Genomic DNA, 13,076 nt, shown 5'->3' with positions numbered 1-13,076 from the left:
TCTTAGCCTAATAATTGACGTTCTAGACGATCTAGCTTCCCGCGCAGGCTGCCGTCGAAAATTCGGTTTCCGATTCGAAGCTTAATGCCGCCGAGTAAATTAGAATCAATAATATTTTCAATACGAAGTGTTTGCTTGCCCACTTTAGCTGCAAATACTGCAGATAAAGCTTCTTTTTCCACCCCAGATAACGGGCGGATGGAATAAACAGTCGCCTCTGCAATGCCTCTTTCATCATTTGCAAGGCTTATAAAATGATCGACTACATCGGAAATATAATCTTCTCGATGGCGTTCTACTAAAATCATTAGTGTGTTCAACACATATGTGTTCAGAGATGCAAAAGCATCCTTGATCATCTCTTTCTTCTTCTCTAATGGAAGCTTAGGAGACTTTAACACTGCTTTTAACTCGGAGTTATAGTTTACTACTTCTCTAACTACACGAAGCTCTTCTTCTATTTGATCAAGAAGCTGGTGTTCATTTGCAAGCTGGAAAAGAGCCAACGCGTAGCGTTTTGCTACTGTGGAGCCTGTCATCGCACTTCTCCTGCCTCTTGAATGTATTCGTTAATAAGCTTATCTTGGTCTTCTGTGCTTAATTCTTTCTCGATTACTTTAGATGCAATTAACACAGATAGAGAAGCCACCTGTTCGCGAATGGCTGTAACCGCTTTTTCTTTCTGCTGTTCAATTTCAAGCTTCGCAGATTCCTTTATACGATCAGACTCAAGTCTTGCTGTTGCAATAATTTCCTCACGTTGCAGATCGCCTTGCTTCTTCGCGCTTTCAATTAAGCCTTGTGCCTCAGCACGTGCTTCTTTTAATAGATTTCTTTGTTCATCTAATAGCTTTTTCGCATCTTGACGGCTTTGTTCAGCTGCTTCGATCTCACCTGCTACATGCTCTTCACGCTGTCTCATGATGCCCATTAATGGACCCCAAGCAAATATCTTAAGCAAGACAAGCAATACAGCAAACATAACAAGCTGGAATATAATATCGCCGCCGTTAAATTTCACACCTAATACTAAGCTGCTAGTTAACACGATCGATTCACTCCCTTCATTCTAGAGGCCAGAGGTGGAAGTGAGACTCGCAAAAATTGGCGGGTTAGCCGAATTCTGCATTGTACCTTCTCTGCCCCTTTTTAACTGTCATATAAATATTTAACTTTTATTAAGGAATATTAGACATAAAGGAAAGGCGAAGGTTCTTATTGAATGATCTTCGCCATTTTTGGAACATTTTTTTTACCAGTTATTAACCGCCAATTACCATGAACGCGATAACAACTGCGATGATAGGAATCGCCTCTACTAACGCAACCCCGATGAACATTGTAGTTTGAAGCATACCGCGAGCTTCTGGTTGACGTGCGATACCTTCTACTGTTCTTGATACGATAAGACCGTTACCGATACCAGCTCCAAGTGCTGCTAGACCGATTGCGATTGCTGCTGCTAAAAGACCCATTATTGTGTTCCTCCTTAAAATTGTATAAATAATTAATTGTTTAATCGTGTTTGTTCATATAATGAACAGGTATATATTAATGGTCTTGACTCACTTTGTGCGCCAAGTAAACCATTGTTAACATGGTGAAGATAAATGCTTGGATGGCACCGACGAAAACTGAGAATCCTTGCCATGCAAGTGTTGGAATAATTGCGGCAATGGTTCCGCCTACCCCAGTTGCTAGACTTCCAGCAAGAAGACCGAGGAGAATTTCCCCTGCAAAAATGTTCCCGTAAAGACGTAAGCCAAGTGTTAAGGTATTGGCAAATTCCTCAATAATTTTTAAAGGAAATAAGAACGGCATTGGTCTTAAATAGTCACGGCCGTATTCTTTAATACCTTTCAGCTTAATTCCATAAAAATGTGAAAGCGCAACAACCATCGTTGCTAATGTTAGGGTAATGACCGGGTCAGCTGTAGGTGATTTCCACCATAATTTATCATCAATGACAACTGAGAACGGAAGCCCCAAAAAGTTGGAAATAGCAATATACATCAATAATGTGATTCCTAGAATATGGAATCTGCCGCCTGTTTTCCAATCCATCGTACTATTCACAATATTTTTCACAAAGTCCATTATCCATTCGAAGAAGTTTTGCATTCCCGTTGGTTTCATGGACAGTCGACGAGTGGAAAGTACGGCGATAATGAAAACAATAGCACTTGCAATTGTGATCATCAAAATATTTGCTAAGTTAAAGGTTAAGCCCATAAAATCTACTAAAGGAGCTTCATGATGCAATAGTATTCACCTCTCTTCCCGCTATTTATGTAAATGAATGGAGTGAAGAAAATAATCTATCATAATGACAATATAGGATGTCATTAATCCTATAACCACACTAATAAGGTGAACTTTCTCCGGGTATTTCATTGCGATCATGACTGCAAGCACTGCTGTAGCCATTCGCGAAATCATCCCAAGTGAATGCACCTTTTCCCCTTTTGCTACCGCTTCTCCAAACCGGTCTACTTTTCTGGCCATCAGCCATAAATTGAACAAGCTCAAAGCTGTTCCTAAAATAAGGCCGAGAAAAATAGATTGATAAGAAGTAAATCCCCAGCCGAGAACATAGACGGATAGCAGCAAAAACATGTATTTCCGTTGCCTGATATACATCAATTTTAATTCTGGCATGGTGTTATTCTCCTGAAAAAAAATGTTGGATTAATTTCAGCATAGCAATGATTCCCACAGTCAAACCGAGCATTAATCCGACAATGAGAAATAGCGGCTCAGTACCCATCTTGCTGTCTAGCCATCTTCCAGAAAAAACACCAATTAAAATCGATCCTACTAATTGGGAAAGAATAGCAGACATTAAGCCCATTGTCACGAATGGACTGTGGTTTTTTTGACGCATGAAAACACATCCTCTCCATCAAAAAGAGAACAAAATAGGGCTGTTTTATCATGCTATATAACAGATAAAATAACTGGGAAACTGTGTTGAAAACCCTATCATTATATCCTTTGTAAGCATACAATAGGGGCATGTCAATGTCAACGTGTTTATAGTGAAAATAGTCACTAACAAAAAGAGGGAAATGTGGTATGTTCACACTTTTTTCACAATTAAAAAGTGGCAAATCTATTGAAAAAAGAGCATAGATTTGCTATGCTCTAATTTTATTTATTTACTTTGAACAGTGATTTGTCCACTTTGCTCAATGAACAAATACGATTCAATAGAATCCTCTTTTCCTGCTTTTTTGGCAAATACTTTTACAATATATATGCCAGGTTCTGGAAGCTGGTCATTATTTATTTCCTCCAGCAGCTGTCCTTTGCCGATATTTCTTTTCCAATCTATAAATCCGATAAATCGAAGGCTGTCTACTTCAAACATCGCGATCCCAAACTCTTCTGCTCCTCCAGGCAAATACACTTCATATCGATAGGAATCCTTCTTATCACCTTTTCCGAGACCAAATCCCATCACCCGCGGGTAATTCGGCTCCTCTAAAACATATAGATAAGGCAAGGAGATTGTTTGTGATCCTGCCTGTAATGTTATGCTGCCATCATAGATTTTCTTCTTTAACTGCTTTGGATCGACGGAAAGCTTGATTTCTACTCTTTTTTGCTCCCCTGGTTGTAAATAAAACGATAAGGGGAATCTCCATCTGAGCCCGTTTTCCGCGTACGGCAAAGAAAATGAGTAGGTTTGGCCTTGAGAGCTAATGTTTCTAATCGTTACAAAGCCGCTATGCTCATGCATACGGTCTGCGAGTTGGAACTTGCCAAATTGAAGAGAAGCAGGCATGGCGAGTGTATTGGTTCTTAATGCTTTTTCAATTTGAATTCTTCCCGAACCTTGCTCGAATGATCGATAGCGCTCACCTTTCCGATTCACAATCGGCTTGGCTGTATTCATAAGGGCAGCCTTTATTTCTTCAGGACCCCACTCTGGATGAGCTTGCTTAATGAGTGCACATGCTCCCGCCACATGTGGGGCAGCCATGCTTGTTCCCTGCAAGGGCAAATAGCCGCCGGGCACCGTGCTATTAATGGCAACACCAGGGGCGACGACATCCGGCTTAATTTCCCAAGTTGCGGTTACCGGGCCGCGTGAGCTAAAGTCTGCCAACACATCCATTTCTTCCATTAATAGTGTTCTTGCAAATAGTCTGCTATTTGCCAGTTCTTTCTTTATCTTTTCCCCGTTCGCTTTAGATAAGGCGGTTACGGGAATCGACACATCCGTCTCTAAATTGCCGAAAAAAGTCCCTTTCGTATTATTGTAAATTAATACCGCCTCCGCTCCGGCTTTGTGAGCATTCAGTGCTTTTTCAGTAAAGGTAAGCTCCCCTCTTTCAAGCAGCACCATTTTCCCCTTCACATTCTTTAATTCTTCTTTTTTTCCTAACCCCGCAAAGACGATTTCATACGGCTTTGTAAAATCCCATTCCACAGATCCCTGCAGCGGTTCCAGCCTTAACCTTTGCCCTGCCACATCGACATAAGGAATATTCATTAATGGAGTGGAGGCGCCGACTGATATCGCCTTTGAGGCAGTGCCCGGGGAACCGACCGTCCAGCTATTCGGACCGGAATTTCCCGAGGATGTGACAGCCGTAATTCCTTGTTCTACCGCTTTATTCAAAGCCATACTAATAGGAAGATCGGGACCATTCACATTATTGCCGAGCGATAAGTTTAAAATATCAACCTTGTCCTTAATCGCCTGATCAATCGCGGCAATCACTTGCTCTGTCGTCCCGCTCCCGCCAGGACCGAGAGCCCGGTACGCAATGATGGTCGCCTCGGGAGCGACGCCTTGAATTTTTCCGTTCGCTGCAATAATGCCCGCCACATGTGTTCCATGGAGAGTGCTATCCCCTTGAGAAGGAACGGTTTCCATTGGATCATCGTCCTGATCAACTAAATCATAGCCGCCGCCATAATTCACTCTTAAATCGGGATGGGTATAATCGATTCCTGTGTCAATTACGCCAACCCTCACCCCTTTTCCCGTCAAGCGCTGATTTTTCGCATCAAATAAACCTCTCGCCTCCATCCCACCGATCATTTTGACACTTTCCTCGGCATGTACCTTATAAGTGTTGACCGGGGAAGCAATCGAGGCACCGACCATTTTGGACAGCCGATCAATATCCGTCTGCTTCCCCTTAACGGAAAACCCGTGAAAAGCATATTTGTAAATATGCCTTAATTGCAGGTTTGGATTCTTACTTACGAGACGTTTTATCTCTTGCTCGCTTTTTGCTTTTTCTAAAACAATAATCGATACTTTTTCCGTATTTGAAGATTCCTTTGGAATGGGAGGGTGATTGAGTGTTTCAGCATAGGTGGTTGATTGAAAAAATAAGAGGATCAGCGTTATGATGATGGTTCTTTTTCTCATGGAAATCACCCTTTTTTTCATAGGGTTTTCTTTTTAGAGGAAAAATATGCGAGATATAGAAAAGCGAAAGTGCCTTCGGAACAATCAAAGATCGGATTGTTCCTGCGTTGATTATTCTAAGGAGCTTTCCTTAGTGTTCACCCCCGACAAGCACAAGACAATCTACACGGAAAGGTGTACTTTACCTTTCTGGGTGGATTGGCTTGTGACCTCGAGGTCGACAAAAACGCGACGTCCTGTCGCATTGTCGACACTAGTACGTCCTGTACGTCGGGGGTAGGCGCTGTAGCTAGACAAGTAAAAAGCTGATCCTTTATTAGGATCAGCTTTCTCACTTTTATCGCAGATTAACGGTCTGTAAGACCCCCACTTCTAGTGTGGGATCTAACAGACCGTAAAGGCCCGATTGGTTCAACTAACATTCAGTTGGGAAAAAGCCCCCCACTGAATGAAGTTTCACTTTATTGTGGTTTGTATTCTTCTGGACGTTCTTTTATTTGGCCGAAATTGAAGCGGATCGCTTCACAAATTCTTCTAGAAGCATCTCCATCTCCGTATGGATTCACGGCTTTGGCCATTTTTTCGTACTCGGCTGAGTCGGTTAAAAGCTGAGTCGCCATCTCATAAATAGGTTCTTCCTCGACGCCAGCAAGCTTTAATGTCCCCGCTTCGATTCCTTCAGGTCTTTCCGTCGTATCACGCAAGACGAGAACTGGAACTCCAAGGCTTGGTGCTTCCTCTTGAATACCGCCTGAATCCGTTAAAATTAAATGGGCTCTAGCAGCAAAATTATGGAAGTCAATGACATCTAGCGGTTCTATTAAATGGATACGGTTATCATTCCCAAGGATTTCGTGTGCAATTTCACGAACAGATGGGTTAAGATGCATTGGGTAAACGATTTGAATGTCCTTTTGCTCATCAACTAAACGCTTGATCGCATTAAACATATTTCTCATCGGTTCGCCTAAATTTTCACGGCGATGAGCAGTGAGAAGCACTAATCGGTCTGTGCCAATCTTCTCAAGAACCTCATGATGATATTCATCTTTAACCGTTGTTTTCAGCGCATCAATCGCCGTGTTTCCAGTAATAAATATATGTTCACTTGGTTTATTTTCATTTAATAAATTCTCAGCCGAATTCGTTGTCGGTGAGAAGTGTAAATCGGCGATTACACCAGTCAGCTGACGGTTCATTTCTTCAGGGAATGGAGAATATTTATTCCATGTCCTAAGTCCCGCCTCAACATGGCCAACAACAATTTGGTTGTAAAAAGCCGCTAGACTTGCAATGAAGGTTGTTGTTGTATCCCCATGGACCAGCACGATGTCAGGCTTCGTTTCCTTCATTACACGATCAAGACCTTCAAGACCACGAGTCGTAACATCAACTAATGTTTGACGGTCCTTCATAATGTTCAGATCGTGATCTGGCGTAATGCCGAAAATTTGCAGAACCTGATCTAGCATTTCCCGATGCTGGGCCGTTACTGTAACGATTGACTCAAAATGTTCAGGGTGCTTTTGCAATTCAAGTACAAGAGGAGCCATTTTGATTGCCTCTGGCCTTGTACCGAAAATTGTCATCACCTTAATTGGGCGATTCATTTCTACACCATCCTCCCCCTCATTTTGCTTGTTGGCTAAAATTGGGTGATTATTTTTCTGATAAAAGTTTTGCTGTCGTACAGCCTGCGATATGGGTACTTGTTTTCTACATTTTTTTTTGGAATAAAACCCGTTTATATGTACGCATATGGCTAAAGTTGGTTAATGAAGGCCGACTAAAAACGCCACGTCCTGATATCTTCGTCGGCACTAGCACGTCCTGTGCGTCGAAAATTAGGTTATATACTAACAGCAACTACTAGCATAGCTAATTTATTTAAAACAAACAACCTTACTTCGTACCAAATAAACGGTCGCCAGCATCTCCTAGTCCTGGAACGATGTAGCCATGGTCATTTAACTTTTCATCTAATGCAGCGATGTAAATATCAACATCTGGGTGAGCATCTTGAAGTGCTTTAACCCCTTCTGGAGCAGCAACAAGGCACATGAATTTAATATGTGTGGCGCCGCGCTTTTTCAAGGAATTAATAGCTTCAATAGCTGAGCCGCCTGTTGCTAGCATTGGATCGATGACGATAAAATCTCTTTCCTCCACATCGCTTGGCAGCTTCACATAATATTCAATCGGCTGCAAAGTTTTTGGATCGCGGTATAATCCAACATGACCAACCTTAGCTGCAGGGATTAGCTTCAGGATGCCATCAACCATGCCGATTCCCGCACGAAGAATCGGGATAATTCCGATCTTTTTCCCTGATAAAACTTTTGATTTCATTAAGCCGATCGGTGTCTCGATTTCAACTTCTTCTAACGACATATCGCGCGTAATTTCGAATGCCATTAAAGTGGCTACTTCATCAACAAGCTCGCGGAAATCCTTTGTCCCTGTTTCTTTATCACGAATGTATGTAAGTTTGTGCTGGATCAGCGGGTGATCAAATACGTATACCTTTGCCATGTAAAAATCTCTCCTTTTATTCTTTCAAAATGTATGACTAGCCTCATCATATTAATTAAAGTCGCCCCTGGCTATTTGTGCCTGGATTTTTTCGAAATCACTTAGTAATCCCTTAAAAAATCTGCTCATTTCCTCCATAGGATTAGCCTCCATAAAGAAGCTATTCTACTTTTCGACCATTTTCTTCAGCTTGCACTTCGTCTAATTTTACAGAAAAACTTTTCACAGAGCAACTTAGTTTGTAAATTGTTAAGGAATATTCAAAAAGAAATTTAATTGGGGGAATCATGGAGACGGCATGGAAAGGATTTTCGTTAAAAAACTAAAAAGCCAGCCCCCGTCAAAACGGGAACTGACCTTAACAAAATTATTATTTTTCTGGATATAAAACGAATTGGCTTGTTAAAGCTTCTACTCTATTTCTTGCTTCTTCCAGCTTGCCTTCGTCTTCATGATTTTTTAATGTAAGCGCGATGACTGCTGCAATTTCTTCCATATCCTTTTCGCCGAATCCGCGTGATGTCACAGCTGCCGTACCAATACGGACTCCACTTGTTACAAATGGGCTTTCAGGATCGAATGGAATTGTGTTTTTGTTAACAGTAATGCCGACTTCGTCTAGCACTTTTTCAGCTACTTTTCCAGTTAGGCCAAGAGAACGCAAATCTACTAATAGTAAATGGTTATCTGTGCCGCTAGAAACTAGATTGATACCTTCTTTTTGAAGAGATTCAGCCAGATGCTTAGCATTTGAAATGATATCGCTAGCATATGTTTTGAATTCTTCTTGAAGAGCTTCTCCAAATGAAACAGCCTTCGCAGCAATGACATGCATTAAAGGACCGCCTTGAATGCCAGGGAAGATCGATTTATCAATTTTCTTCGCGAATTCTTCTTTACAAATAATCATACCGCCACGTGGGCCGCGAAGGGTTTTATGTGTTGTTGTCGTAACAAAATCTGCATAAGGAACTGGGTTTTGATGTAAGCCAGCTGCAACAAGACCAGCAATATGAGCCATATCGACCATTAAATAGGCTCCGACTTCATCAGCAATTTCACGGAAACGTTTAAAGTCAATAGCACGTGGATATGCACTTGCTCCAGCTACGATTAGCTTTGGCTTATGCTCGCGGGCTTTTTCAAGGACAACATCGTAATCAATCAAATGAGTTTCTTCATCTACACCGTACTCAACAAAGTTATATAAAACACCACTGAAGTTTACAGGGCTGCCATGTGTTAAGTGACCGCCATGAGATAAGTTCATGCCGAGAACTGTATCGCCTGGCTCCAAAATGGTGAAATATACAGCCATGTTCGCTTGTGCACCAGAGTGTGGCTGTACATTGACATGCTCTCCGCCGAAAATTTCCTTCGCACGGTCACGAGCTAAGTTTTCCACAACATCCACATGCTCACAGCCGCCGTAATAACGTCTGCCAGGATATCCTTCTGCATATTTATTTGTAAGGACAGATCCTTGTGCTTCCATAACCGCTTCACTAACAAAGTTCTCAGAAGCTATTAATTCAATTTTTGATCTTTGACGCCCAAGCTCATCTTGAATAGACTTAAAAACGAGCTCATCTTGTTTTGCTAAATGCTTCATCCTATTTGCCTCCCTTTTTCCTACAGCTATTTTCAAAAAAATGTAATTAGTCCAATTTTGAAAATTCTTTTATATCTTATCACGTTTTGCTAGTGAAAAGAAGAAAATATTCATCACTGATTTAAAAGAGGAAAGCCCTACATTAAGCAGGGCTTTCCTCCTATCCTATGTCTAGCTTACAGCGCCTAGCCCCGACGTACAGGATGTACTAGTGTCGACAATGCGACAGGACAAGGAAAGCTTCGTCAGCGACACATCGCACGACCAAAAGTATAGCTTTTGGGAGGACGTGGTGGCTATTAGTCGATGTTCTCCCAGCAAGGCGCTTCCGCTTTTCTAGCAAGATTCATTTTCTATCTTTCTCTCATAGACCGCTCTTGCCCCGCCGATTAGCTTTGGTCTTGTTTTAGCAAGAGTCACGTGCGCCTCTCCGACCATTTTCTGCGTTGTTCTAATTGGGACGGCTACATGTTTTAAATGCATTCCGATTAACGTATCACCAATGTCGATTCCCGCATCAGCCTTTATATGTTCAACGACTACCGGATCCTGGAAGTGTCCAAAGGCATAAGTCGCCATCGCACCGCCGGCTGTACGAACGGGAACTACGCTAACTTCATCGAGATTTTTTGCCTCAGCTGTTGCTCTCTCGATTACTAAAGCTCTGTTCAAATGTTCACAGCATTGGAAAGCGAGAGCAACGCCTGTTTTTTCACTAAAACGTTTTAGGCTTGTATAAATCATCTCTGCTACTTGCTCGGTACCTGCTGTGCCAATTTTCTTCCCTGCAACCTCACTTGTACTGCAGCCAACTAAAAGAATTTGCCGCTCGTTTAATGGCACCTGCTCGCCAAATTCTTGAATAATCTTGTTTAGCTGCTCTTGCCATTCTTGAATATTTTCTGACATAAAAGCTCACCCTTTCGGAAGCTTCGGATGTTTGGCTGCAGCCGAAATAATAGCAACACCCGATCATTATTGATTTTCGTATTCTTTAATTTTGCCCACACGATTTTCGTGGCGTCCGCCCTCGTATTCAGTTGTGAGCCATACTTTTGCGATTTCACGAGCAAGCCCCGGGCCAATGACACGTTCTCCCATCGCCAGCATATTGCTATCATTATGTTCGCGCGTTGCTTTTGCACTGAACATATCATGGACGAGCGCACAACGAATGCCCTTTACTTTATTTGCCGCGATGCTCATGCCAATGCCCGTGCCACAAATAAGGATTCCTTTATCAAATTCACCATTCGCTACTTTTTCAGCGACAGGTAATGCATAATCCGGATAATCGACAGATGTTCCGCATTCACAGCCGAAGTCTTCAAACTCGATGCCCATTTCTGTCATAAGCCCTTTAATTTCTTCACGAATATTCACGCCACCATGATCCGAAGCGATTGCAACCTTCATTGTTAATCCTCCTATTTGATAAACAATACTTATTTTTGAATATGCCTTTATTTTGGCATAAAGAATGAGAAGTGTGCAAGCAGACGATAATATTGTTGTGAGCAAAAGCATGACCTTTGTAAGATTTTTTAAAAATGCGATTAAAGGTTAAAATCATAGTGAGCGTTTTACGAGGCATCGATCGGAAACATGCTCCATGAACATTCCATAGTATTCGTCCCAAAAGCCTTCCATCCAAATCAAAAAGAGAGCCCCTCTCAATAGAGACTCCCTCCATAAATCCTATTAAATCTGAAATCGTGTTATCGTATTTTTCAACTTTTCCGCTTGCTCTTTCAAGTCGTTGGCGAGCGTTTCGACGTTGGACATGACTTCGTTTTGATGGTCGGTGGCAGTTGCGACTTCTTGGGCGCCGGCCGATGTTTCTTCCGCAATGGCTGCTACTTCCTGAGATTGGGTGGATGTATGCTGGATACTTTCCATTTGGCGGTCGACTAAGTCTGTAATGGCGGAAACGAATGAGGCCATTTCATTGACTGTTTTCGTCATTTCTTCGATGACTTGATTCGTTTCTGTGCCTTTTTTCGCTTCGCTATTGGCCGTTTCTACTTGCTCTGAGATTTGCTTGACGACATTTTGTACCTCATCTTGGATGTTCGCAATTAATTCAGAGATGCCTTGAACGGCTTTGGCGCTTTCGTCAGCGAGTTTTCTTACTTCATTCGCGACGACAGCAAAGCCTTTGCCATGCTCTCCTGCGCGCGCGGCTTCAATGGAGGCATTTAACGCAAGCAAGTTCGTTTGAGCAGCAATATCACCGACAAGCTGAATAATTTGTTCTACTTTTCTTGCATTTTCTTCTAAACGAATAACCGTTTGCAGTGATTTTTGATTTTCAGTTGCTAGTCTTTCAATGCCGGAAACGAGGGAATGGATAATTTTCTTCGAGTCGTGAAGATCCTGGACCATTTCACTCGAAACACGTTCTGATGCCTTCGCTTTCGTTTGTACATCTTCAGCCATGCAAATCACATCTTCAACCAATTCCGCTGTTGATTGAATCGCGATGGCAGAGTTGTCAGCCCCGATGGAGATTTCGTTGATCGTTCTTGCAATTGAATTGGCTTGCTCAGCGGCAAAGGAGGATTCCTTTGAGATAGCAATGACCTTTTCATTCGTTTCTCGGAAGTTCTCATCTATCTGATGCACCATTTCTCTTAAATTTCCGAGCATTTCATTAAACGCAACACCAAGAGAGCGAATTTCATCATCCGATTTTGCTAATTCTACATCCTCTTGAATATCCCCTTGCGCAGCTTTCAAAGCCATTTTCTCCAGCTTTTGCAGCGGCTTCGAAATGAAACCCGCAGCGAAGAAGGCTAGGATGGAAGACCAAATGATCCCCAAACTTAATGTTATGGTTGTAAATAGACCTTCATTTATATGTAAGGAATCTTTAATATATGGATATAAAAAGTAAATAACTAACGCACTTGTTGAATAGGTAATAACGGCTAAAATCGTAATAAATAAAACGAGCTTCCTTCGCAAACCGAATTTGTACTTATGCTTCTCTCCCATTGTTATCCCCCTGAACAGATATTGCTTAAATCACAATAAAAACCCCATTTTATATTCTATTGATTATATCGGCTATTGCCGCCTTCATTTCAATGAAAGTTTTTCGATAAACCTCGAGCGGTCCTCCGAATGGGTCTGAGATGTCCTGATCCCCTGTTGTGCCAGCTAGTTCTTTCAGTGTAAATATTTTTCCTGTTGCCTGTGGAAACATGTGAATAACTGCAGCTTTATGGCTTTCAGTCATTGTTAAAATACAGCTTGTCCAATTGATTAAGCTTTCGTTTAACATCGATGATTGATGATCGATGTTAATTCCTTCTTCCGTAAGAACCTTTCGTGTATTTTCCGACGCGTCGCCTCCATCTTGAGCGTAGACGCCTGCAGACTTCACCTCAACTCCAGGAATCCCCATGCTTTTTAATATGGCCTCAGCCATCGGGCTCCTGCACGTATTCCCCGTACAAACAAATAAGATTCGAGTCAAGTTAACGCCTCCTTTCTTCCCATTATAAGACAAACCTCCTAGATTCAATAGTAGTCAATGTG

Annotated in this window: 14 protein-coding genes; all 14 read right to left on the bottom strand. The window is 42.0% G+C overall.

Annotated elements, in window-relative coordinates:
- Positions 1-2 precede the first annotated feature (2 nt).
- The 14 genes from F7731_RS09045 to F7731_RS08980 all read right to left on the bottom strand — a co-directional run bounded on the left by F7731_RS09045 (position 3) and on the right by F7731_RS08980 (position 13,014).
- Positions 3-539, bottom strand: coding sequence for a F0F1 ATP synthase subunit delta (locus tag F7731_RS09045; RefSeq protein WP_151534465.1), 537 nt, complete (start codon positions 537-539; stop codon positions 3-5).
- Positions 536-1,048, bottom strand: coding sequence for a F0F1 ATP synthase subunit B (gene atpF, locus F7731_RS09040; RefSeq protein WP_151534464.1), 513 nt, complete (start codon positions 1,046-1,048; stop codon positions 536-538). Before atpF ends, F7731_RS09045 begins: the two co-directional genes overlap by 4 nt.
- 214 nt (positions 1,049-1,262) lie before the next feature.
- Positions 1,263-1,475, bottom strand: coding sequence for a F0F1 ATP synthase subunit C (gene atpE / locus F7731_RS09035; protein WP_023613579.1), 213 nt, complete (start codon positions 1,473-1,475; stop codon positions 1,263-1,265).
- A gap of 76 nt (positions 1,476-1,551) precedes the next feature.
- Positions 1,552-2,262, bottom strand: a complete 711-nt coding sequence (atpB, locus tag F7731_RS09030) for a F0F1 ATP synthase subunit A (protein WP_151534463.1) — start codon at positions 2,260-2,262, stop codon at positions 1,552-1,554.
- A gap of 21 nt (positions 2,263-2,283) precedes the next feature.
- Positions 2,284-2,658, bottom strand: coding sequence for an ATP synthase subunit I (locus F7731_RS09025; protein ID WP_151534462.1), 375 nt, complete (start codon positions 2,656-2,658; stop codon positions 2,284-2,286).
- Positions 2,659-2,662: 4 nt separating this feature from the next.
- Complete coding sequence (locus F7731_RS09020; protein WP_151534461.1) at positions 2,663-2,884, bottom strand: AtpZ/AtpI family protein; 222 nt, start codon at positions 2,882-2,884, stop codon at positions 2,663-2,665.
- Positions 2,885-3,154: 270 nt separating this feature from the next.
- A complete protein-coding gene (locus F7731_RS09015; RefSeq protein WP_151534460.1) occupies positions 3,155-5,389 on the bottom strand; it encodes a S8 family serine peptidase in 2,235 nt (744 codons plus the stop codon).
- Between the two features lie 461 nt (positions 5,390-5,850).
- Positions 5,851-6,999 (bottom strand): non-hydrolyzing UDP-N-acetylglucosamine 2-epimerase, encoded by a 1,149-nt coding sequence (wecB, locus tag F7731_RS09010; protein WP_151534459.1) that lies wholly within the window; start codon positions 6,997-6,999, stop codon positions 5,851-5,853.
- 292 nt (positions 7,000-7,291) lie between these two features.
- Positions 7,292-7,921 (bottom strand): uracil phosphoribosyltransferase, encoded by a 630-nt coding sequence (gene upp, locus F7731_RS09005; protein ID WP_151534458.1) that lies wholly within the window; start codon positions 7,919-7,921, stop codon positions 7,292-7,294.
- Positions 7,922-8,291: 370 nt separating this feature from the next.
- Positions 8,292-9,533 (bottom strand): serine hydroxymethyltransferase, encoded by a 1,242-nt coding sequence (locus F7731_RS09000; RefSeq protein WP_151534457.1) that lies wholly within the window; start codon positions 9,531-9,533, stop codon positions 8,292-8,294.
- 336 nt (positions 9,534-9,869) lie between these two features.
- Positions 9,870-10,442 (bottom strand): TIGR01440 family protein, encoded by a 573-nt coding sequence (locus tag F7731_RS08995; RefSeq protein ID WP_151534456.1) that lies wholly within the window; start codon positions 10,440-10,442, stop codon positions 9,870-9,872.
- Positions 10,443-10,508: 66 nt separating this feature from the next.
- A complete protein-coding gene (gene rpiB / locus F7731_RS08990) occupies positions 10,509-10,949 on the bottom strand; it encodes a ribose 5-phosphate isomerase B (RefSeq protein WP_151534455.1) in 441 nt (146 codons plus the stop codon).
- A gap of 285 nt (positions 10,950-11,234) precedes the next feature.
- Positions 11,235-12,530, bottom strand: a complete 1,296-nt coding sequence (locus F7731_RS08985; protein WP_151534454.1) for a methyl-accepting chemotaxis protein — start codon at positions 12,528-12,530, stop codon at positions 11,235-11,237.
- 49 nt (positions 12,531-12,579) lie between these two features.
- The gene (locus tag F7731_RS08980) at positions 12,580-13,014 is read right to left on the bottom strand and encodes a low molecular weight protein arginine phosphatase (protein ID WP_170289665.1); all 435 of its coding nucleotides are present in this window, start codon (positions 13,012-13,014) and stop codon (positions 12,580-12,582) included.
- Between the last annotated feature and the right edge of the window lie 62 nt (positions 13,015-13,076).

This window comes from Cytobacillus depressus, assembly GCF_008923245.1.
Classification (GTDB): Bacteria; Bacillota; Bacilli; order Bacillales; family Cytobacillaceae; genus Cytobacillus; species Cytobacillus depressus.
The sequence above is the reverse complement of the archived record's forward strand: the minus strand, read 5'-3'. Positions and strand labels throughout refer to the sequence as shown.